Below are 22440 nucleotides of genomic sequence, written 5' to 3' on the forward strand. Positions count from 1 at the left end.
TGCGGTGCCTTCTTATTGTGCGCCAGTGTAGCTCCCGGCCCAGCAAAAGTGCTGCCAAATTTCCGTCACATTTCAACACTTGCTGCTGCCGGAGCATGGCGACACGCAAGTTTGTGCCGCTCGGGGCCCGCGCTCCGTCTTGACGAGATCACCCGCAAGGTATCCTCATGCCGCCTTGAAAGCGGGCCCGCCGGAATCGCGGCGAGAGGTCGAGCGGCAGGGAGCGAAGCATATGAAAGACGATGATGGCTCGATCCGGCTCGACCAGGTCGACCTGCGCATCCTGGCGCGTCTGCAGGCGGATGCCCGCGCCACCAACCAGGAACTGGCCGATGCGGTGGGCCTGTCGCCCAGCCCGTGCCTCCAGCGTGTCAAACGCCTCGAAAAGGCCGGTGTGATCTCAAGCTACCATGCCAGCATCGACATCGCCAAAGTCTGCCGGCATGTCGACGTCATCGCCGCCGTGACCTTGAACAGTCATGGCCTCGACGACTTTCTCACCTTCGAAAAGATGGTGATGGGCATGCGCTATGTGGTGGAATGCACCAAGGTGAGCGGCCCGATCGACTATCTGGTACGCTTCGTCTGCCCCGATATCGGTTCCTACCAGATGCTGTCCGATGAATTGCTGAAGCTCGGGCCCAAGATCGGCAATCTGTCGAGCTATATCGTGCTGAAATCGACCAAACCCTTCAAAGGCGTGGCCCTCGACGATCTCGTCGCTCCACAGCCGCGTTCCATGCTCCGCTTGGATTCCGCCGCGAAAACGGCTACCCGGCAAGTGGAGTGAACCCATGAGAACCGGAAAAACATGTCAGGCCTTCACCCCGAGGTGAACGACGCACCGGCACCGCCTCCACGGCGGGACAATTCCCGTTTCCTGATCGCCGGCATCCAGATGCCCGTGCCGGTCACCGGCCAGAACATCGCGGCGATGGCGGCGCAACTGGAAAAGACAATGGCGCTCTATCCCGGCGTCGACATGGTGGTGTTCAGCGAGCTTGCCGCGCATGGACCGCTGCATGCCTGCGCTTCAGCCGATCCCCTGGCCGACGAGGCCATCTTCCAGGCGCTGGCTGCCAAGCATCGCATCTGGATCATTCCGGGCAGCGTCTTCGTCGAGCGCGACGGCAAGACCTTCAACCATGCCGTGGTGATCAATCCTGCCGGCGAGATCGTCGGGCGCTACGACAAGATGTTTCCCTTCATGCCGTTCGAGGCCGGTGTCACCGGGGGCAGCGAGTTCCTGGTCTTCGACGTGCCCGAGGTCGGTCGTTTCGGCCTGTCGATCTGCTACGATATCTGGTTCCCGGAGACCACGCGCACCTTGACCTCGGCGGGCGTCGAGGTGCTGATCCACCCGGTGCTGACCGGTACCACCGATCGCCAGGCCGAGCTTGCCATCGTCCAGGCTACCGCGGTGATGTTCTCCTGCTACGTCTTCGACGTGAACGGCCTGGATGGCGGCGGTGTCGGCCGCTCGCTCGTCGTCGATCCGACCGGTGTGGTGCTGCATCAATGCGGCCAGGCCACCGAGATCTTCCCGATCAATATCGATCTCGGCCTGGTCAGGCAGGTCCGGGCCGAGGGGGCCAATGGTCTCGGGCAGGTCCTGAAGTCCTTCCGCGACAAGAATGTCGTGCTGTCGACCTATGCCGACAATGGAAGCTCGGCCTATCTCGACAGCCTCGGTCCCCTGGTTCCGATGCGCAAGCGCGACTGGTCCTGACCGGCTCAGAGCATCTCCAGACCCTGCTTGCGGCGTGGTGGCGGGAAGGCCGCATCGAGGCTGGCGCGATCGGCATCGCTCAGCTTGATCGCCAGCGATCCTAGATTCTCCTTCACCCGTTCGGGATGACGGCTCTTGGGAATGGCGACGATCCCGGGTTTGTCGAGTACCCAGGCGAGCGCGATCTGTGCGGGGGTGGCGCCATGGTCGCGCGCGATCGCGTCCAGCACCCGGTGCCTGGCCAGTGCTCCCTGCTCGATGGGAGAATAGGCCATGATCGGCATGGACCGCTCGCGGCAATAGCCCGTCAGGTCATATTCGATTCCGCGCCGCGTCAGATTATAGAGCACCTGGTTGGCCTGGCAGTCCGGGCTGATCGCTTCGATCTCCTGCATATCGTCGACGTCGAAATTGGAAACGCCCCAGCGCAGGATCTTGCCGGCCTGCTTCAGGTCCTCGAAGGCCGCAATCGTCTCTTCGAGCGGCGTCGAGCTGCGCCAATGCAGGAGATAGAGATCGATGCGGTCGGTGCCCAGCCGCTTGAGGCTCTCCTCGCAGGCGCGAACCGCCTGGCGGCGGCCAGCATTCGAAGGCAGGACCTTGGAGACGAGATAGGTCTGATCGCGCCGTCCCGCGATTGCCTGGCCGACCACCTGTTCGGCACCGCCGCTACCATACATTTCGGCGGTATCGATCAGGCCGATGCCGAGATCGAGCCCGGCACGCAAGGCGGCGACCTCGGCTCCGGCCTCCCGCCTCGCCTCGCCCATGCCCCAGGTGCCGAGCCCGAATACGGGCACGGCGGAACCATCCGGCAGCCTGGTGGTGGAAATCGTCATGGTCTTACTCCTCGTAGCGGCACCAGGAACACTGCGGTCCCTGCCGCAGCGACGATCCTATCGTCCGCTCCGCCGGATTTCGACCCTTGCCCGCCGATCACCGTCCAAGATAGGAAAATCGATGTAAAAATCGGCGCTTACCCTCCCATCTCGCCTCGACACCGCCGGTTTCCCATACCTCTTTGCGGTAGATGAGGAGGAAAAAAGGGGTGACGGAAAGGCCATGCCGGCGATAGGAACCGACAGGCTAAGACAGCCGTTAAACTCCTGCCGGCCTCTCCTTACGTCATCCGGCACTGTGACGGCAGCATGACAGCTACGTCTCCTAGCCGCATGGTGGAATGGATTGCTACTTTCGGCCGAGGCGAAAAACGTATTTCCCGCACCACCCCAAAAATACCCCGCAAATTTGCCGGTCTGCATTTTGAGATCGATTTCATTAAGTTGTCTGGGAGCAATCTACCTTCCATTTGAACGACCCCAGTGAGCTAGGCATCCATGAAAGAGCCGAAAGACCCGGCCATCGCAGCGGCACTCGAATATGAGTTCGCGACGCATGACGCGATGGCCAATCTCAGGGACCGTAGATCCCCGGCAAAGGTCAAGGCCTGCCTCCGCTGGGCCGACGCCCTGTTGCAACTCGAAGCCCTACCCGAATCCGACCATCGCCGCGCCGGCGATTTCCTGGCCATGCGTGGCAAGATTCCGATCGAGGCCCGCAGGATCATCACCGATGCCATGGTGCGCCTGGACGCGGCCGCCATGGCAGCCGAGTGCCGCTTCGCCAAGACACAGACCAAGCACTGATCCCGACACGTCCGAACGTCTCCGAACCGCACCGCGCGCCCTTGCACGCGGTGTCGTCATGTTTGATGGCCTATGGTGGAGTATAGAGGCAGGCAGCAGAGATCGGAATGTCGGTTCGGCCGGGCCGACCTAAAGTCATCGTGAACCCATCATGATGACGAAAGGACAAGCCCATGTCCGGCCTGCCACGCCCCCAGCCTGCTTCCCTGCCTGTTCCCAACGCCTATGGTGTCGACCGGGTCGCGGCCTATGATTGGCAGGGGCTGACCCGCGAACTCGATGATTATGGCTGCACCGTGCTGGATGGCCTGCTTTCGCCGGAGGAATGCCGGGGCATCGCCGATCTCTATGCGCGGGAGACGCATTTCCGCAGCCATGTCCATATGGCGAGGCACGGCTTCGGCCGCGGCGAATACCGCTATTTCGCCTATCCCCTACCGGCGCTGATCGGCGAGCTCAGAACCGCACTCTATCCGCATCTTGCCGCAACCGCCAACGCCTGGAACCGGCGCATGGGAATTGAGGCAGGCTATCCGGCCGCACATGCCGATTTTCTAAAGGCCTGCCACGCAGCCGGTCAGAACCGCCCGACCCCGTTGCTGCTGCAATATGGGCCCGGAGACTTCAATTGTCTCCACCAGGATCTGTATGGCGACCTGGCCTTTCCGATCCAGGTTGCCATTCTCCTCTCTGAGCCCGGCCGCGATTTCACCGGTGGCGAATTCGTCCTCACCGAACAGCGGCCTCGCATGCAGAGCCGGGTCGAGGTCGTGCCCCTGCGCCAGGGCGATGCCGTCGCCTTCGCCGTGCATAACCGGCCGGTCCAGGGCAGCAGAGGGTCCTATCGCGTCAATCTGCGCCACGGCGTCAGCCGCGTTCGCTCGGGACAGAGGCACACATTGGGCCTCATCTTCCACGATGCCCGATAAGACGGCACCGGGAAGGCGGCATGCTCCGCCTTCCCGGTGCCTGGCAATCAAGGTTGCGCCGAAGCGGAAGAGCGCGGCACGATCTCCTGGCCGTTGGGTGCTGCGCCGATGCGATCCACTCTCACCACGTCGCCGGGATAGACCGGGTCGGCTTCATTCGCCTCGATCGTCTGCGTCTTGTCTCCGACCCGCCGGATGATGGCAAAGGTCAGCTTGCTGTTGATGTTGCCGATCTGGGAGACGACAGCCTGCGGCGCCTGCACCTCGGCGTTGTAGATGAGCCCCTGCGTCGTCGTCGTCTTCTCGGCATTCACCGAGATCTTGCTGCGGACGTCCGAGATCTCGGTCAGAATGTCGTTGCGCCGCTTGTTGTGCAGGTCGACGACATCGCGTTCGGCCTTCGAGATATCCTGCTGCGCACGCAAGATCAGCAGATCGATATCCAGGCGGTTGCTTTCGAATTGCGAGACGTTCTGATCCAGCGCCAGTTTGCGCGAGGCGACAGCCAAACCCTTGGACACCAGGCCATTGACGTTATCCAGTTCCTGCTTGGCCAAGTCGAGCTGGCGCTCCAGGGACTGGCTCTTGGCCTTGAGAGATTCGACCTCCGAGCCGAGCAGCTTCTTGGTCTGGTTGATCGCATCCTCCTGTGAGCGCAATGCCTGCTTGCGTGCCTCAAACAGGAGTTGCTCCTCCTTCATCATCTGGGCGATCTGCGGCGTGTCGGCCTGGCTCATCAGCTCCTTGGGGAAGGTTATGGTGTCGCTATCCCGCAATTCGGCATCGAGGCGCGCCTCGCGCGCCAGCAGCCCCAGCCGTTCCACCGCCAGGGTCCGCAGATCGCCGCGATTGACCAGGCTTTCACGCTGGAAGCTGAGAAGCCCGAAATCGGAGACACGCAGCACACCCCCCGCCGTACTGATGGCCTGGAGTACGGTGAGGCCGGGCTTATAGGGATATTGGCCGGGCGTGGTCACCATGCCCAAGATGTAGAAGGGCCGGTAGGTCGACACTTCCACCGAGGCATCCGGCCGATTGGAAAGGCCGATGCTGGCCTGCAGCTTCTCGCCGATCAGGACAGACAGGTCGCCCGTGCTCTTGCCGGCCGCCGGAACCTCGCCGATGAGCGGCAGGGATACGTTGCCGGACGCGCCCACGACGAATTCGCCTGTCAACGCAGCCCATTCATGCACCTCGCTCGAGGAAGCGCGCCAGTCATAGACCCTGATCTTGAGCTTGTCTTCCGGCCCGAGCAGATAGGGCTCGGCCAGCGCCGTCGTCGCGATCCCCATCGTGGCAACCACTGCGGTCAGCAGGCCTGTCACCAGGCGACGCAGGCTTGCACGTCGTGATTTGCGGCAAAACGAGGCCCTGTGAAATGCTGAGAAACTCATGGGTTTCAATACCGTCCTTCAATGAACGGGCCTTACGGGAAGGCCTGATCCGGTCTGCTTTGAAATAACGCAGTGATGCTCTCACATCGACTATGCCTGCGTGCTTTTTTCATGCACGCGCCGCTCGACATAGGCGCGCATTTTTTCAGTGAAGACTTCCTTGCCGAAACCCGCCGCATGGGCCGTAATCGCCGAGGGGTCGATATCCGTCTTTTCCAGGCGCTCGATCGCATCAATGATGGCTTCCACGCTCTGGGTTTGAAAGAACACCCCGGTCCTGTCGGCAATCACGGTTTCCGTCGCCCCTCCCCGCCCATAGGCGATCACAGGACGCCCGCTGGCCATGGCCTCCACCGGCACGATGCCGAAATCCTCCTCGCCCGGGAACACCAGAGCCCGGCAACGGGCATAATGATGCTGCAGCGCGCTGAAGGGCTGCGGCCCCAGGACCGAGACGGTCGGCCCCGCCATGGCCTTGACCTTGGCGAACATCTCGCCGCCGCCGATGATGACGAGTTTCCTGCCGGTTCGGTTGAAGGCCTCCACCGCCAGGTCCGGCCGCTTGTAGCTGACCAGTTCACCCACCATCAGATAATAGTCTTCGAGTTCGGACGTCTCGACGGGGCGAAACGCCGCCGTATCGACGGGCGGGAATATGACATCTGAATCGCGTCGATAATAAGACTGGACGCGGCGAGCCACGGTCTTCGAATTCGAGACGAAATGATCAACGCGTGACGCAGAGGCTGCATCCCAGTTGCGAATATAATGCGCGATCGGGGGCATCATCATGCGAGTCAGGAAGCCACTACGCTCGCGGTAGTCGTGGAACATGTTCCAGATATAGCGCATGGGCGAATGGCAATAGCAGATATGAACTGCATCCGCCGGCGGAACGATGCCCTTCGCAGGCCCGGATTCGCTGCTGATCACCAGATCGTAGCCGCGAAGGTCGAGATTCTCGAGGGCCATCGGCATCAGGGGCAAATAGGACTTGTAGAGGCGATGGGCGGCTGGCAAGCGGCTGATGAAGGACGTCGATACCTTATGGCGTCGGATCACCGGCGACACGGCGTCGGGCCGATAGACATGGGTGAAGATGTCGGCCTGCGGGAAAAGCTCGCAAAGCGCCTCGATGACCTTTTCGCCGCCGCGCATGCCGACGAACCAGTAATGTACGATTGCAACTCGCATTGCACCAATTCTTCCTGCGGGCCCCAAGTCGAATGCCCAATTCAAAGCACAAATACAGTTTTCGCAGCTCGCACCAAAGCATTCGGGCGTACGACGAAGGGGGTAATCCGCCCCATCCCGCCGGAGCGCGAAACGCCCGGCAAACTGCGACGGGGTGACCGCAAGCTTTGCGGATTAGCACATGCGGGCCGGCCACGATGTGCGTTCTAGCACACATCCCGCCTGGGTGGGCTATTCGGCCATTTTTGGCCTGAAACCCGCCAAATTCCTAGCGAGTCCCCGCGAGATTGCGCTTTCGATACTATCCTTTCTCTCCCTTTGAAGGCGCCTCCCATGACGATGATGCTCTCCCGGCGGTGCCGAAAGCGGGGCGATCCTATTCGAGAGTCTAGGATAGGCTACCCATACACTCCCCGAGGATAGGGAAAAATACGGCGGAGAAGCAGAAAATTAAGCCAGCCAACCTTCCAAAGAGATAGACCTAACCCGTTTCTGCGATGCAGCATCCCCCTTCACCTACCTCCTAAACGGTATGGATTTAATCAAACTCTATCCTTTTTGGATAGGGGTATGCCTCTAACTCAACGCAACGGTAGGTACTAACCCCCCCAAATTCCAACAGCCCTAATCCTTGATTTCCAACACGAAATTCAGCAATTCAGGATCAATAAATTCATCCAAATCAAAACACGCTTCGGCTTGTGTTTACAAACGCCGGCAAAAACTTCCAAACGCCGCACCAAGCCCGATTTTGTTTTGGTTGCCGCAGCGCAACATGCTGAACGGCAACTCCACCCGGGATGAATAACATAGCGTAACGCAGCACTCTGACCGAGGCGAGAGATGGAAAACTTGGCTAGCTCGAACAGTCTTAGCCGTATACCCGGCAAAGACGATGCTTCCTTGTTCAAATCAAACAAGCAAAGAAGCGGCCTATCCCTTGAAATGGCAAAGGGAGGCAAGCGCGTGCTCGACATTGTCACTGCCTCGGCCGCACTCGTCTTCCTGCTGCCACTTTTCATGCTGCTGCTCGGCGTGCTGCTCGTCCTTCAGGGCCGGCCTATCTTCATTCGGCACAACCGCGTTGGTCGTGGCGGCGCACTCTTTCCGTGCCTCAAGTTCCGCTCGATGGTGACGAACTCGGACGAGGTGCTGCGCGAGCATCTGGCCGCCAATAGTGCGGCCCGCCAAGAATGGGAAGAGACCCACAAGCTCAAGAACGATCCGCGCATCACCCCGCTCGGCCAGTTCCTGCGAAAGTCCAGCATCGATGAGCTGCCCCAGCTCCTCAACGTCATCCGTGGTGACATGAGCCTCGTTGGTCCCCGGCCGATCGTCCGCGACGAAATGGTGCGCTATGGCGCCCATATCGAGGACTATCTCAAGGTGCGGCCCGGTCTCACCGGCCTGTGGCAGGTCAGCGGCCGCAGCGATGTGTCCTATCAGCATCGTGTCAGCCTCGATGTCCGCTATGTGCGCGAATGGAGCCTGTGGAGCGACATCGTCATCATCCTGAAGACGATCCCGGCCGTGTTGCGTCCCTCCGGCTCCTATTGAGCTTGGTTCAAGAGTCGGCCGCAGTTCAAGCGATCGAGTAACTGTCAGCCTTGCGCCCGAAGCACCACCGACTTCGGGCGTCTTTTTTTGACCGCTGTGGCTTGTTCAGCCGACGCCTCGCACGCTGGTCCTCAGGTCGCTTGCATCGAAAGGGAAGGCCTGCGATGAACGTCGACACATTGCCGCAATCGAGCGCGATTGACCCGGCTCCCGCCTCACGAGCTCTTTCGGCAACCATGATCGATCCGCTTTCCTTTGCGATCAACGGGCGCTTCCTCACCCAACCGGTCACCGGCGTGCAGCGCTATGCGCGGGAAATCACTGCCCATCTCGACGAACTCCTGCATCAGCAAGGAGGGCAGGCCAGCCTCTATCTGCCGGACAGCAGTGACGTTCCCGCCTACCGCGCCATCCAGGCCAGACGATCCCAACGCTTGCGCGGGCATTTTTGGGAGCAGATGGAACTGCCCCTGCTCGATCGCCGCTTCCTGCTGAATTTATGCAATCTGGGACCGGTCGCCCGCAGCAGGCAGGTCGTCTGCATCCATGATGCCAATGTCGCCAACATGCCGACGAGCTACAGCCGGGCCTTTCGTGCCGTTTACGGGACGCTCCTGCCCCTGCTGGTTCGGCGCGCCGCCGCGATTACCACCGTCTCGCATTTCTCGGCGGGAGAGCTTGCCCGTCATCTGCCGATCGCCCGCGAAGATATCGTCGTTCTGCCCAATGGCCACGAGCATGTCTTTCGCTGGAACGCATCCCGCTCCTCGATTCGCACCAAGCACCGGTTCGAACGGCCCTATGTCTTCATCATCGGCAGCCGCGCCCGCCACAAGAATGTCGCGATGGTGCTCGATCTCGCCCAAGCCCTCGACGAGCGCGGCATCGACATTGTCGTGACTGGCGGCCAATCCAGCATTTTTGCCGCGGAAGAACACCGGGCCCCCGCGCCGAACGTACGTTTCATGGGCTTCGTCGATGATGACGACCTGGCAGCCCTGCTGCAGGGCGCGTTGTGCCTGCTGTTTCCCTCCTTCACCGAGGGTTTCGGCCTGCCGATCGTCGAGGCAATGGCGCTCGGCTGTCCCGTGATCTCATCCGATCAGGCCAGCATGCCGGAGGTGTGCGGCGATGCGGCATTGCTGGCGCCGCCCGACCAACCTGCTGCTTGGCTCCGCCATATCGAGAGTCTGGCCGGCTCAGATACCTTGCGTTCCACGTTCTCCGAACGAGGGCGCAAGCGCGTCGAGGCCTATTCATGGCGGAAATCGGCCCAAGGTTATCTCGACCTCATCCGCGAGAGGCGGTCCGGAAAAGCATGACGTATTCCTGGAAGTCATGCCGTCGCCACAACATGTTTCCACCGTATGATTTGAGCTTGGCTTGCCGCGAACGGGGGTGAGCCAAACCTTCCACCATCATGACCAATAGTATTGCGAGCCAAGCATTGCGACTTGCCTTCCCTAACTCTATAAGCGCGATATTCGACCTGAACTCTGCATTGCCTGCGCGGAACCGGCCGCGCGGCAGCGCACTGCCTCCAGGCTTTCCGCAATGTGACATGTTCGAGCGCGCTCGAACCGGATCGTTGGGATTGCCCGCGATCCCGTCGTTCCAATGTCGCCCTGTTCATGGATTTTGTTGAAGGTTCGAGGCCGCTGACATGCTCTATCTCAGGCCGCTGAATGATCAGCCCACGAGTTTCGGCTTGCGCGACATTCTCGTCGAGATCATGCGCTATGCCCGCGGCCTGGTGCTGTGGTTCATCCTCTGCGTCTTCGCCGCGATCATCTACATCGTCAGCACCCCGCCGGAATATTACGCAGCCTCCTTCGTGATTCTGGAGCCCAGAAGCTCCTTCTCAAGTTCCCAGGGGGTGGATCCCGGCCTTCTGCAGACCAATCTCGACAATTCGCAGATCGAGAGCCAGATTCAGATCGTGAAATCCGAACGGGTTCTGCGCCTGGTGTTCCAAACGCTGAATCTGCAGAACGATCCCGAATTCGTCGGCCCGCTGCCGGCCCAGGGCGTGACGCCGGATCTGGTCAAACGCCATGATGCAGCGGCCTTCACCACTTTCAGCGACCGCGTCACGGTACGTCGAATCGGGCAATCCCTGGTGCTCGAGATCGGCTATCGCTCGAAATCCGCCGCCAAGGCCGCCTCGATCGCCAATTCGATCACCGCCGCCTTCATCCGCGACCAGATCGATGCCAGGTCTCTGTCCATGCAGCGCAACAATGAATGGCTGCAAGGGCGCATCGACGAGATCAAGGGACAGCAACAGGCCATCGAGGAAGCGGTACGCAAGGGTGTCCTGCCTGATCGCCAGTTCTCCGCCTCCGACGCCCGTATCATCAGTTCTGCCGCCGAGCCCCTTTCGAAAGCCTATCCGCAGACGAAACTGATTCTGCTGCTGGCGGCTTCCTTCTCCCTGCTGACGGGTCTCGGTGCGGTCAGTATTTTTCACACGCTCAACCGCACGCTGCGCGCCAAGCGGCATGTGCAGCGCGAGCTCGGTCTCAATTGCATCGGCATCATCCCCTTTGCGACCGACGAGCGCGGCTCCGGCCTGCCGCACACCCTTGCAGACCTCCGCCGTGATCTCGCCAAGCTGCCGAAAACGCTGGTTGCCGCGATTAAATCGCTGCGGCTATTCAGGCGGCGCCGAACCGATTCGGATGACAACCACTTCGCCTATGCCACCTCGAAGGCGGGCATGCTCTCCCCCTTCGCCGAAAGTCTCAGAGCCGTGCGCACGGCGATCATGGGCAAGGAGCAGAGTTCCGGCGCGCGAGTCATCGGCATTGCATCGTGTCTGCCCCATGAAGGCAAGTCCACCATCGCCGCCAACCTGGCCCATCTGTTCGCCGCGAGCGGCCGCCACACCATGCTGATCGACTGCGATCTGCGCGACGACGCACTAAGCCGTCACTACGCCCCGGATGCCCGTTATGGCCTGAGCGAAGTTTTGCAACAGCGTGGCAAGCAGATCACCGCCTCCGCGATCAATCTGGTTCCTCGTCTCGACTTCATTCCCGCGAACAGGGCTGGCGGCTCGGTCGATATCGATCTCTTCATCGGTTCATCCGTCATGCAGGAACAGCTCAACGCGCTGAACGCCTATGATTGCGTCATCGTCGATCTGCCTGCCATGAGCCTGTCTTCCGACGTCAAGGCAGTGGCACCGCTCCTTGATACGATGATCTTCGTCATCGAGGCGGGCCGCACCACCAGCGACGACGTGACCGAGGCGCTCGATACCTTGCAGCAGGCCAATGGCAAGGTGATGGGCGCCGTGCTCAACAAGGTGCCGAGGCGCGACTGGCCGGTGCTCCTACGCCGCCCGCGCGCCTGACCTGGCACACCGGGGTCTATCGGGGCCGCTCCCTCAGCGTTCGCCTTTCATCAATTCAGGGATGCTGCTTCGCCGTCCTTACGATCCAGGCCAGCTTCCCTCTCGGGGGAGCCTGCTCGTACGACCGAGGCAGCAGGAAACCAACCCGCTCGCCGTTTGGCCGATGGCTACTGGTTGCGACGCCATTTGCCATCGCAACCGAGCCAATCGGCTTTCCCATTTACCCCAACGTTCGCCTCGGTTCATTTCGGGGTACCGCCTTTGAGTTAGAGAGTACCTAAATCGGTCCCGACTTTCACTCGCTTCCTATCAACATTGCTAGATTGAATCAGAGCAGAGCTTGCAACATTCTGCAGATGCTCATGATGGCATTGCAGTGCTCTAGACCAAGGAAATACCAGAGTGAATCGTCGAGGTGGCGGCAATTCACAAGTCTTTCCTTCGCGGAACATCCTGGTTTTGTCAGGCATGACCAACGGACATCGGTCGAATTCATGATCCAGGGGACGCGTTCTTCATTCTGTCATCCCTGACAGTAGCTGTCTGTTTCCTGGCCGGAATTCAGTCTTACCTTATCCGTTTATATGTTGTGTGAAGTGTCCGAATTGCAATCTACAGATCTATCTCCCTCGGTGCCCTTGAGGCAGCTTGGTCAATCATATGGCCCCACCATGGTAGTAAACAGTCCACCAGGACAAATCGCCCTTATAAACCATAGGACATTACAGCGCGACTGCATCAGCCGTGTCCTGGCGGTAGAGTTTCCTGAACGAAAAATTTTGCCATTCGCCCGTCTGGACGAATGGAATGCTGTTGCCGATGAGCATGAGGAAGTCTCGCTCGTCATCATCTGCGAGGGTGACGATCCGAGTGATCTGACCTTGCTGGCCGCAGCAACCGGGCATATGCCCTCAGCCGCAATCATCATTCTATCGGACTCCGAGGATCCAGCCAGTATCTTCCGGGCTCTCGACCTCGGTGTGAAAGGCTACATTCCCAGCACGCTCGGTGCAGAGGTGGCCATCGAGGCAACACGCCTGGTCATCGCGGGCGGCGTCTTTGTGCCCGCCGCCAGTCTGATCCGGGCGGCGACCGAACCTGCCCTCGTCCGCCAGGAGCAGCCCGGCCGGAACTACCCGCGCATCTCCCCCCGGCAATTGTCGATCATTGCCGCGGTCAGTCGCGGCAAGTCCAATGCCGCCATTGCGACGGAGCTCAATCTGCGCGAAAGCACGGTCAAGGTTCACATCCGCAACATCATGAAGAAACTAAAGGTGAAGAGCCGGACGGCAATTGCCCACAAATCGCGTGATATTCTGCGCGCTGAAGGCTATGAGCTCAATAGTGCTTCGGACATGCAGCGCCTCACCTTGGACATCGCACGGTCTTCCTGACAGGCAGCCGCTTTTCTTCGCCCCGTCGGGCCAGAGAGGGGCATCCGGCGGCGGAACTCGATGATCACTGTTCCGTCCGCCATCAGAGCCGCAGGCTTTTGGCGGCGGGCTCTCCCCTACTCTCGCCGTGCTGGTGGTACCGGTTACCCGGTACTGCCTCACAGCGGCTTTCCTGGTGGCTTACTTGTTCCACCCTGTCCCACGGGAAGGAAGAGGCCTTCCTTCTGCCCCTGCCAGACCAGCACCCGGTTGCGGCCCTGCTGCTTGGCCCGATACAGCAACTTGTCGGCCCAGCCCAGCAATGCGGCAGGCTTGTCCGTCTGCGACACGAACGCCACCACTCCGCCGCAGCTGATGGTTACCGCTTCGGCAGTACGTGACCTGGCATGCGGCAGATCGAGATCGAGCACCGCCTGCCTCAGTCTCTCCAGCAGTGGCTCCAATTCATGCAGTCCCGGCAGCAGCATCACGAATTCCTCGCCGCCATACCGGGCGACGACGTCATAGGGGCGGCCGGCGGCCCGCGCGAGGGCCTGGGCAACCTGCCTCAGCGCTTCGTCGCCGGCGCCATGACCGTAATGGTCGTTATATTCCTTGAAATGATCGACATCGATCATGGCCACGCTGAGCGGATCGCCGGAGCGGACGGCATGCCGCCAGGCCAGCTCGAACGCCTTGTCGAAATAGCGCCGGTTCGCGATTCCGGTCAGGCCGTCCTTTTCCGACAGGCGCTCCAGTTCATTGCGTTGCGCCACCAATTTGAGATGGTTGCGCACGCGGGCCCTGACGATGGCGGGACTGATCGGTTTGAAGACATAGTCGGCAGCGCCCAGCGAAAGCCCGCGTTCTTCGTCCTGTTCATCCGTAAGGGCAGTGATGAAGATCACTGCGATATTGGCGGTCTGGGGCTCGGAACGCAGTCGACGCAAAACCTCGTAGCCGTCCATACCCGGCATTGAGACATCAAGCAGGATCAAGTCGATGCTTCGTTCGTCCTGTGCACGCTGCAGAGCGCTCGGCCCATCCTTCGCCAGGAGTATTCGACATTCACGCTGCAGCAGCTCCGCCAGTATCGTCCGATTGATCCGGTCATCGTCGACGATCAGCACCGTCTGCGGAAAAGCATCGCTCACTCTTGAGATCTTTCAAACACCCGTTGTTCCAGATCGGCGTTCAATTGCTGCAATAGGGTTTCTGCCTCGACCAGTTCAAGTTCCTCGAAATGGCCCAGGATCGCTCTTGCTCTTTCGGCCTCGACGGTTCCGGAGAGCTCGGCGATAACCTCATCCAGAATGGCATAAGCGGCATAGTCACCGCTTTGCAACAAGGGTTTTGCGGCTGCGATGAGGTCAAGAACCTTGCGCAGGCCGCCCCTCACTGGCCCTGACCCTCCAGCCGTAGCTTGTGCGGCAACACGATCGAGCTGGCTGAGCAGCAATGCGAGGTCATCCCGGAACGCGGGAAGAAGAAGCCGGACCTCATCGACGTCCCCACCGCGAGAAATCTCCTCGATATCAGCTGCTGCCGCACACAACTCATGGGCATCCAGATAGGAAGCAGCCCCCCTGACGGCATGCGCGAGCGCCGCAACGGCTGCGGCATCCCCTCGCAGTGCCGCCTGATCAAGCTGCGCGGGAGCCGCCCTGAAATCGCGAACGAACCCTTGGAGCAGGCGCTGCAATCGCTCGCGGCTATTGCCCAGGCGTTTCTGGGCCGCGGATAGATCCACCCCGCTCATTGACGCGAAAATATCCCCCGAAACACGCCCTTCCGCCATGTCTGGCGTCTCGTTTTCGGCATCCTGTGCGAGGGAGGGCGCAGGGAGCAATTCCATCAATGTCCTATAGAGAGCCAATTCGTCGATCGGCTTGGTCAGATGCGCGTTCATGCCTGCCGCGAGACTGGCTTCACGATCCTTGGTAAGGGCCTGAGCGGTCAGGGCAATCAGGGGCAGGGAAGCCCAGCGCTCTTGTGCGCGAATCCTGCGTGTGGCCGTCAGACCATCCATTTCAGGCATGTGGACGTCCATCAGGACAGCGTCGTAGGCCGCCGCTTCCAGCTTGTCCAGAGCGTCCCGGCCATTCACCGCCGTGTCCACATGCATGCCAGCCAATTGCAGGAAGTCGCCGACGACCTCCCGATTGAAGGCATTGTCGTCCACGACCAGAATACGCCGGCCCGCGAGTGCCGCCAGGATCTCGTCCTGCGCCTGCGGCGGCAAGATCTCGCCCGCTTCCTCGCCAAGAACGACAGGGGGCCCATTCGCGGCATCGTGAAAGACCCCGACGATGGTGTTGAACATCACCGACACGGTGACCGGCTTGACGAGCACACCGTGCAGACCGAGCTGCTCGGCTCGTCGAAGCACCTCTTCACGACCATAGGCCGTCACCATCAGAACGGCCGGCGTGCTCTTGAGCCTTGCATCGGTCTTGATCCGCGCTGCGGTTTCCAGGCCGTCCATGCCGGGCATGCGCCAATCCATCAGAACGACTTCGAAGGACCGTCCCTCTTCGCGGGCCTGGCTCAGCGCCGCCAACGCGGCCTTGCCGGAATCGACGACATGGCTCTCCATGCCGAAATCATGCACCATCCCTGCCAATGTTTCGCGGGCACTGGCATTGTCATCGACGATCAGGACCCTTTTGCCCTTCAATTCCCCCGAACGCAGGGTCCCATCATGGGAGGCAGCGCGCCGCGGTGACCTGAGCTCGACCGTGAAATAGAAGGTGCTGCCCTTGCCCAGCGTGCTCGATACCCAGATCTGCCCATCCATGCCTTCGACGAGGCGCTTGCAGATGGCCAGTCCCAGGCCGGTTCCGCCATATTTACGCGAGACGTGCCTCTCCGCCTGGGCGAAAGCCTGGAACAGGCCGGCGACCTGATCGGCGCCGAGGCCGATCCCCGTATCCTGCACGGCAAATTGCAGCCGGACGGCGTTTGAGGCAGCCGCCTGCTTGGCGTCGACCGACACCACGATCTCGCCCTTGTGGGTGAATTTGACGGCATTGTTCACCAGATTGATCAGCACCTGGCCGAGCCGGAGCGAGTCACCGACGAGGCGCGATGGCACATCCGGCGCCACCGCATAGATGATCTCGATGCCTTTCTCCTCGGCTTTCATGGCCGTCACGGCGGCGACTGATTCAAGCACGGCCTCCAGCCTGAATTCGCTTTCCTCCAACTCGAGCTTGCCGGCTTCGATCTTCGAGTAGTCGAGAATATCGTTGAGGATGGAGGTCAGCGTTTGCGCCGATGCGCTGATCTTATCGAGATAGTTGCGCTGCTTGGGGTCCCGCTCGGCCTGCAGTGCCAGCCGGGTCATGCCGAGCACCGTATTCATGGGCGTGCGGATTTCGTGGCTCATCACTGCCAGGAACTCGCCCTTGGCCGCCTGGGCGGCTTCTGCGGCCTTGCGAGCCTGGATCAGAGCCTGGGCCGTGCGCCGCTCCTCGGTGACATCCTGGTTGATGCCCAGAGCGCGCAGTACCGAGCCGTCATCGGCACGAAAGACCTCGGCCTGGCCTCGAATATGCCGGATGGCGCCATCGGGGTGCACGATTCTGAATTCGCTTTCGAACGTTCCCGTCCTGGCGATGGCCTCCTGCCATTGTGTCAGCACGCGGTCGACGTCGTCGGGATGGAGCAACGAAAGCCAGCGCTCGAGGCTACCGTCGAAAGCGTCGTGCTCCAGCCCGTAGAGGACATACATCTGGTCATCCCAGATATATTTCTGGTCCTGGGCGTTCATGTCCCATATGCCGACGCCGCCGACCTTGATCGCAAGCTCCATACGCTCCTTGAGGGCGACGATGAGATCCTCGGCCTGCTTGCGGGCGGTGATATCCTGCATGACACCATCCCAGATCACCGTGCCATCGGCCTGGTAGCGGGGAGCGGAACGGCAATGGAGCCAGAGAATCCGGCCGTCCCGCGTGCGAGATCTGAACTGGCAGTCGAAGACGCTGCCGCGCGAGAGCGAATCTTCGAGTAATGCGTTGTAGCGAGGCAGATCGTCTTCATGGATCGTTTGAACGAAGGCCCCTCGCCGTTCCATGATCTCGCTGGCCGGCACGCCGGTCAGTGCCAGGATACCGGCGCTCACATAGGGCAACGACAATTTTCCATCGGGCGTCTGCACCAGGCGATAGACGGCCCCATGCGGCAGGTTGTCGACAAGGGAGCTGAGCTGGGCTTCCAGCTCCTTGCTCTCCGTGATGTCGCGCATGAGCCAGATGGCGTGATCGCCAACCTGGGTTGCAGCCACTTCCGCCAGGCGCGGCGCTCCGCCCCTGCGAAAAAAGCCGTATTGCCCGGTGCGATAGGTCCGGCCGGCCCGATCAGTGCTCGAATCGGAGACAAGAGCCTCAAATAGATCGCGACCGAAAAGCCGCGACCACGCATCGGGAATCGACAGTTCTTGCCTATCGTACCCGGTGAGTTCTTCGGCAGCACGGTTGACCAGGATCCGGTCATCGGTCACGAAAGCGGCTCCGATCGGCAGGTTTTCCATCATCTCGGACAACCACCGAACACGCGCCGACAATTCCATTTCGATCTGCTTGCGCGCCGTAATGTCGGTGTGGGTTCCGATGATGCGCAGAGGCGAACCATCCTCATCGCGCTCGATGGCCTTGCCACGATCGAGAATCGTGCGCCAGGATCCGTCCTTGGCCCGCATGCGCAGCTCAATGACGAAGTCCGGAGCCTCGCCGCTTATGTGCCGTTCCACCGCTGCCCAGCTCGCCTGCAGGTCATCCGGATGGATGCGATCGATGAATTCTTTGAGCGTAGGCCCGATTTCGTTCTCGGCATGCCCCAGCATTGCCTTCCATTGCCGGGAGTAGAAGACATTCCCGGTGCGCAGGTCCCAATCCCACAATCCGTCGCCTGCACCATTGAGCGCGAATTCCCAGCGCGCCTCGCTATGGCGCAAAGCCGTCTCGGTGGCGCGGACATCCGTCATGTCACGGGAAACGCCGATCAAGCCGATCACGTCGCCCTTCTCGTCGCGCCTTGGAACCTTGGTCACGAAGAAATGGCGCCTGGTGCCGTTGACGACGAAGGTTTCCTCCATGGTCACGACCTTGCCGCGCGCCATGATCTCCCGATCGGTCCGCAGGATACGGGTTGCATTTTCCGGATCGATCACGGCCGTAAGATCCCGCTCCAGAATTTCGGACGCAGGCCGTCCCAGGAAACGGGCCGTCGCCTGGTTGAGCATCACGAAGCGGCCTTCCAGATCCTTCAGGAAAATGGCATCCGTGGTGCCATCGAAAACCGTCTGCAGCAGATCGGTGGTCTTGCGCAGTTCGGCCGTGCGCTCCGCAACCCTGATCTCGAGCTCGGCGTTGTGCCTGCGGTTGGCATTCTCGGCCTCGACCCGCTCGCTGATGTCGCGCACGGTGGCAAAGAAGGTCTTCCGGGCCTGATAGAGATGGCACGAAAGCCGAACCTCGACCGGAAAAACCGAACCATCCTTGCGGCGATGCCTGGCATAGAGTGTCGTCGCGACGCCCGGCTCGGCCTCGGCCCACACGCTCCTCGCCCATGCCAGGTCGAAATCCTCGACGATGTCGGGCACCGACATCCGCAGGAGCTCTTCCCTGGTGAAACCGGTGCTGAGGGTTACGTGATGGTTGACGTCGAGGAATCTTCCCTGATCGTCATGGACGAAGAAATCGTCAGCCACATGTTCCAGCAGCAAGCTGAAACGATTGTCGCCAAGGCGCTTTTCGGTTTCGATCCGCTTGCCGTCGCGCTGCATCTCGCTCCCGCTGAGGAAGAGCAGCTTCACATCATGCTCGATCTCGTTCCGGAAACGGATGAGCAGGCGCTGGTAGGCTGACGAGAACCCCGCCTCACCTTGCTTTTGAACCATCAGCGTGCCGAAGACCTCTCCCTTCGGTCCACGGATCGACGCGCCGAGGAAAGCCTGCCCTGCCGCTATGTCGATGACGGTCCCTGCTCGTCGGCTTTCCCGATCGGAACCGTCTGGTGCGTGTTCGCCGGCTCCGCGTGCAACCGCGATGCTGAAACGCTGCAGAGCAATCTGGCTTGCCGTCGAACCGGCTCGATGTGCCTGGCCCGGCCCGTGGCTGACAGCGATGATCTCGCCACCTTCGCCGATCCCTCGCATGACAAAGGCAGCCGCGTGCTCCAGAAGACCAACCAAGATATCGGCGGCAGCGGCCCATCCTTCGAGAACAGCGGCAGGAATGGCCAGCTTGCTCTCGTCCGCGCTATCTCCTTGCCGATCGTTGCTTCGCCTGTTCGAAGACATGCCTGCTTCCCTTTGAAACGCACTGCGCAGAGAAGCTGCCCATCACGCGAGGCACGGCGTCAGGGCCAATCGATCACGACATCGAGCCATCGCCATCCGGAGCAAAACGCCTTCAAGCCTGAATGCGCCTTGCTCCACCCCCCTGTGTGGACGCATCCTTTTCCAGGCGGCTGCATCAAATCGCAAAATGTTTCAGCTTCCCAAGGCCCTGAGCCAACGCTCGAACGACGGCAGGCCGTCTGCGTCCCGGGTTCCCTCCTTCATCAGACGGCTCGGCGCGGGCGCGCTGCGAGCTTGGCGAGGACTGTAGCTGAACTCCCGGCTGAAAGCGCGGCTGAAATCGGCTGCGGAGGCAAATCCGAAACTCTCGGCAATCTCAGCAATCAGGCGACGATCCGAGGGATCGCTGAGGGCAGCATGGGCAGCAAGCAGGCGTTGCTTCTGGATATAGTGAACCACACCGCCGCTCGGCTCGAACAATTGGTAGAGATGGGTCCGTGATATGCCGAGTTCCCGGCACAGCAGCTCAGGGGTAATGGCGGTCGTCTGCAGATTGCTGCGGATGAAGCGCCGGGCACGTTCCATGGGTGCCACCGTTCCCTGCTTGGTGGCCACCATCGCCCGCTCTTCGGTGGAAGCCACGCAAGCCAGGATCATATCCCTGGTGGCATTGACCACGCCGAGCAGGTCATCCTTGCTGAACTCGCTCAGCCGTGCCTCCACGCTGTCAACATGACTGACCAGCAGGCCAGCAAGGTTGCGCGACAAAATCCGGTTGTTGTTGGCATCGAGCACCGCAGTGGAATCGGCAAAAAGATCACGAGGCAAATACAGCGCCAGGCTCTGCGATTCGAGCATCCTGCCCCGGAAAGCGTGGCCCAGGGAACGGATCTCGACCGTTCCCGGCTGGCTCTCGGCGACACGCCCACCGACTTCGGTCCAGGCTTTTCCCTCGCGCCGGAAGATGATCACCCAGTGGTCGACGAGACTGGAACGAAGCTTGGCCGCGGAACGATGGTAGCTGTGGGCAGCCGCCTTCTGCTGCACAACCAACATGCCACCGAGATTCCAGGCGACCTGACGTGCGGCAAACCCCTCCTGCACCGTTACGCCGTCGGGCAACGTCAGATCGGCAAGCGGCGCATTGAGCACCTGCCAGGCATCGAACTGCTCGCCAGGTGGCAATTCCTCGGTCGAAAAAATCAGGGGCGTCAGCGCGGGAGGTGGCGGTGGACCGTCACTTTGCGATGAACTGGGCTGCCGCGACCAACGACGGCGCTCCCTGCCGGAACGCGACGCCTGGGCTCCTGAAGCCGGCTGCTGATCGTTGCGGGACGCGCCATCGTCCATTCTGCTTTCCTCGCTTTCGCGGCAGGCTCACCCAAAAGCGGGAGCTCACATACTTTGCCGACGGCGCCTCGAGGTGGCGGCCGCACTTGTTATTATGAACAACAACGGAAATCTTCAAAAGAGACTTTTCAGCACGCTTCGCCCACCCTCCTTTACCTTATGCACAAGTGAATTGCCGCATCCAGCCTGTTGCCCGAGGCTGCATGTCGCACGGTAAGGTTGCGTCTTGCCCAAGGGATATTTCATAAAATCATACCGCTCTGACTGACAGATCATAGAAATTCTTATCGATTATACGGAAGCGCAAATCCGTCGCAAACTCCGCCCGCCCCCTCGCCGCAGTCACTGATGGTGCAGGCGAACGGGAGGTAGATATACGGCAAAAGAGCTCGAATCCTCGATCTCCTATTCCGCACCAGCACTGGCAAGGCGTAGGGGGCTCCTACGCCGTTGGAGTCACTTCTCTACCAAGTCCGAGCCTGATTGCCTCGGAATTTGTACTCACTGCTATGTCTGCGGACTCCAAGCTAACGACCAAATCATCGATCTCGCATAACTTGCCCCTTAGTCAGCATAGTACCAACACGTTGCGGATTGAACATGAACATCGCCCTCACAGACGCTTCCACCATCCTCGACAGGCGGCGGCCCCTGCAGTACCAGCGCGACAGGCGGGTCTTCGACGAGCGCGGTGTCGAAGCTCCTTCCGTCCGCAAGGACAAGGACGTCGCGGCAGAAAAAGCCACGATCAGCATTATCAACGACAACACCTTCACGCGCGACTGCTTGACCCGCTGCCTGGGCGATGCCGTCAGCGAATTTGAAGTCCGTGCCTATGGGAGCATCCGCGAATGGCAGGATGCAGCGGCCAAAACCGCTGCACCGATCATCCTGCTGTGCGCCACTGGGCGCCAGGCAACCGAAGCCGCGCTTCACCAGGGCCTGGATAGCATTCTGCAGGCGGCAGCCGACGCCAGGGTGATCGTGATCTCCGATGTCGAGGATCCCTCCGGCATGGTCGCTGCGTTGGAACGGGGCGCCAAGGGCTATGTCCCGATGAGCCTGGATCTCGACGTGACCATCGGCGCCGTCAATCTCGTCAATGTCGGCGGCACGTTCATTCCCGCCAGCAGCCTGCTTTCCGCGCGGAGCGCCAGTTCGCCTGCTGCGGAAACCAAACCGCAGAGGCGTGCCTCTGCTTTGCTGACCGAACGGCAGCTGACCGTGCTCGAAAATCTTCGCAAGGGTGATCCGAACAAAGTCATCGCTCACAAACTCAACATGAGCGAATGCACGGTGAAAGTTCACGTTCGAAACATGATGAAAAAGATACAGGCTCGCAACAGAACCGAACTCGTCTGCATGACCAGCGAGCTCTTTCAGTCATGAAAACGCGATCAAGACCTGACAACTGCCGACATTGAAAGTCTCGAATAGCCTGACAAACACTGCTCTGACCTCGGATTCTGATACGCCCAATGCCAATCACCGATGAAGTCTTAACAAGACCGCTGGAGTGCTATAGCATTATTGGCTACCTGGATTTCGTTGTCTGCTGCACCGAGATGCTCCAATGATCGTCAGGCATGACAAGGGCACATTGGGA

15 protein-coding genes are annotated in these 22440 nt (G+C 60.6%); 9 read left to right on the forward strand and 6 right to left on the reverse strand.

The genetic code is table 11. The features are described from left to right. The first annotated feature begins 232 nt into the window (after positions 1-232). Complete coding sequence (locus QM672_RS10045) at positions 233-790, forward strand: Lrp/AsnC family transcriptional regulator (RefSeq protein ID WP_311935134.1); 558 nt, start codon at positions 233-235, stop codon at positions 788-790. Positions 791-811: 21 nt separating this feature from the next. Then, complete coding sequence (locus QM672_RS10050) at positions 812-1729, forward strand: carbon-nitrogen hydrolase family protein (protein WP_415082309.1); 918 nt, start codon at positions 812-814, stop codon at positions 1727-1729. Between the two features lie 5 nt (positions 1730-1734). Here the strand turns inward: QM672_RS10050 and QM672_RS10055 are convergent, their stop codons facing one another. Beyond that, on the reverse strand, positions 1735-2568 hold the full coding sequence (locus QM672_RS10055; protein WP_415082311.1) for an aldo/keto reductase: 834 nt from the start codon (positions 2566-2568) through the stop codon (positions 1735-1737). A gap of 498 nt (positions 2569-3066) precedes the next feature. Between QM672_RS10055 and QM672_RS10060 the strand changes: the two genes are divergently transcribed. Together QM672_RS10060 and QM672_RS10065 are read left to right on the forward strand one after the other, a co-directional pair. Beyond that, positions 3067-3375 carry a hypothetical protein gene (locus QM672_RS10060; RefSeq protein WP_068295966.1) on the forward strand — a complete coding sequence of 103 codons (309 nt, stop codon included), beginning with the start codon at positions 3067-3069 and terminating at the stop codon, positions 3373-3375. Positions 3376-3548: 173 nt separating this feature from the next. Beyond that, complete coding sequence (locus tag QM672_RS10065; RefSeq protein ID WP_311935141.1) at positions 3549-4304, forward strand: 2OG-Fe(II) oxygenase; 756 nt, start codon at positions 3549-3551, stop codon at positions 4302-4304. Between the two features lie 47 nt (positions 4305-4351). Here QM672_RS10065 and QM672_RS10070 read toward each other — a convergent pair whose 3' ends face one another. Further along, positions 4352-5629 (reverse strand): polysaccharide biosynthesis/export family protein, encoded by a 1278-nt coding sequence (locus tag QM672_RS10070; protein WP_394308316.1) that lies wholly within the window; start codon positions 5627-5629, stop codon positions 4352-4354. 159 nt (positions 5630-5788) lie between these two features. Further along, positions 5789-6892 (reverse strand): glycosyltransferase, encoded by a 1104-nt coding sequence (locus tag QM672_RS10075; RefSeq protein ID WP_311935145.1) that lies wholly within the window; start codon positions 6890-6892, stop codon positions 5789-5791. Between the two features lie 945 nt (positions 6893-7837). On the opposite strand from QM672_RS10075, the gene QM672_RS10080 reads away from it, so the two are divergent. From QM672_RS10080 to QM672_RS10095, 4 genes are all read left to right on the forward strand, one after another. Then, positions 7838-8449: a sugar transferase gene (locus QM672_RS10080; protein ID WP_376717656.1), complete on the forward strand. Its 612-nt coding sequence runs from the start codon at positions 7838-7840 to the stop codon at positions 8447-8449. 164 nt (positions 8450-8613) lie between these two features. Further along, a complete protein-coding gene (locus tag QM672_RS10085) occupies positions 8614-9771 on the forward strand; it encodes a glycosyltransferase family 1 protein (RefSeq protein WP_311935154.1) in 1158 nt (385 codons plus the stop codon). Between the two features lie 341 nt (positions 9772-10112). After that, positions 10113-11807, forward strand: coding sequence for a cellulose synthase operon protein YhjQ/BcsQ (locus QM672_RS10090; RefSeq protein WP_415082315.1), 1695 nt, complete (start codon positions 10113-10115; stop codon positions 11805-11807). A 671-nt stretch (positions 11808-12478) separates the two neighbouring features. Beyond that, entirely contained in the window at positions 12479-13201 is a 723-nt protein-coding gene (locus QM672_RS10095) for a response regulator transcription factor (RefSeq protein WP_311935158.1), read from the forward strand. 158 nt (positions 13202-13359) lie between these two features. Here the strand turns inward: QM672_RS10095 and QM672_RS10100 are convergent, their stop codons facing one another. The 3 genes from QM672_RS10100 to QM672_RS10110 all read right to left on the reverse strand — a co-directional run bounded on the left by QM672_RS10100 (position 13360) and on the right by QM672_RS10110 (position 20834). Next, positions 13360-14310, reverse strand: coding sequence for a diguanylate cyclase domain-containing protein (locus QM672_RS10100; protein ID WP_415082317.1), 951 nt, complete (start codon positions 14308-14310; stop codon positions 13360-13362). A 20-nt stretch (positions 14311-14330) separates the two neighbouring features. After that, positions 14331-19484, reverse strand: a complete 5154-nt coding sequence (locus QM672_RS10105; protein ID WP_415082319.1) for a PAS domain S-box protein — start codon at positions 19482-19484, stop codon at positions 14331-14333. 192 nt (positions 19485-19676) lie between these two features. Then, positions 19677-20834, reverse strand: coding sequence for a helix-turn-helix domain-containing protein (locus QM672_RS10110; RefSeq protein WP_415082321.1), 1158 nt, complete (start codon positions 20832-20834; stop codon positions 19677-19679). Positions 20835-21434: 600 nt separating this feature from the next. On the opposite strand from QM672_RS10110, the gene QM672_RS10115 reads away from it, so the two are divergent. After that, positions 21435-22223: a response regulator transcription factor gene (locus QM672_RS10115; protein ID WP_311935165.1), complete on the forward strand. Its 789-nt coding sequence runs from the start codon at positions 21435-21437 to the stop codon at positions 22221-22223. Positions 22224-22440 lie beyond the last annotated feature (217 nt).

This window comes from Labrys sp. (in: a-proteobacteria), assembly GCF_047605565.1.
Lineage (GTDB): Bacteria > Pseudomonadota > Alphaproteobacteria > Rhizobiales > Labraceae > Labrys > Labrys neptuniae.

Coding starts and splice junctions, on each gene's coding strand:
- QM672_RS10115 (WP_311935165.1), top strand. CDS start 21,435: ATGAACATCGCCCTCACAGACGCTTCCACCATCCTCGACAGGCGGCGG.
- QM672_RS10050 (WP_415082309.1), top strand. CDS start 812: ATGTCAGGCCTTCACCCCGAGGTGAACGACGCACCGGCACCGCCTCCA.
- QM672_RS10085 (WP_311935154.1), top strand. CDS start 8,614: ATGAACGTCGACACATTGCCGCAATCGAGCGCGATTGACCCGGCTCCC.
- QM672_RS10075 (WP_311935145.1), bottom strand. CDS start 6,892: ATGCGAGTTGCAATCGTACATTACTGGTTCGTCGGCATGCGCGGCGGC.
- QM672_RS10065 (WP_311935141.1), top strand. CDS start 3,549: ATGTCCGGCCTGCCACGCCCCCAGCCTGCTTCCCTGCCTGTTCCCAAC.
- QM672_RS10090 (WP_415082315.1), top strand. CDS start 10,113: ATGCTCTATCTCAGGCCGCTGAATGATCAGCCCACGAGTTTCGGCTTG.
- QM672_RS10095 (WP_311935158.1), top strand. CDS start 12,479: ATGGTAGTAAACAGTCCACCAGGACAAATCGCCCTTATAAACCATAGG.
- QM672_RS10110 (WP_415082321.1), bottom strand. CDS start 20,834: ATGGACGATGGCGCGTCCCGCAACGATCAGCAGCCGGCTTCAGGAGCC.
- QM672_RS10080 (WP_376717656.1), top strand. CDS start 7,838: ATGGCAAAGGGAGGCAAGCGCGTGCTCGACATTGTCACTGCCTCGGCC.
- QM672_RS10055 (WP_415082311.1), bottom strand. CDS start 2,568: ATGACGATTTCCACCACCAGGCTGCCGGATGGTTCCGCCGTGCCCGTA.
- QM672_RS10105 (WP_415082319.1), bottom strand. CDS start 19,484: ATGTCTTCGAACAGGCGAAGCAACGATCGGCAAGGAGATAGCGCGGAC.
- QM672_RS10060 (WP_068295966.1), top strand. CDS start 3,067: ATGAAAGAGCCGAAAGACCCGGCCATCGCAGCGGCACTCGAATATGAG.
- QM672_RS10045 (WP_311935134.1), top strand. CDS start 233: ATGAAAGACGATGATGGCTCGATCCGGCTCGACCAGGTCGACCTGCGC.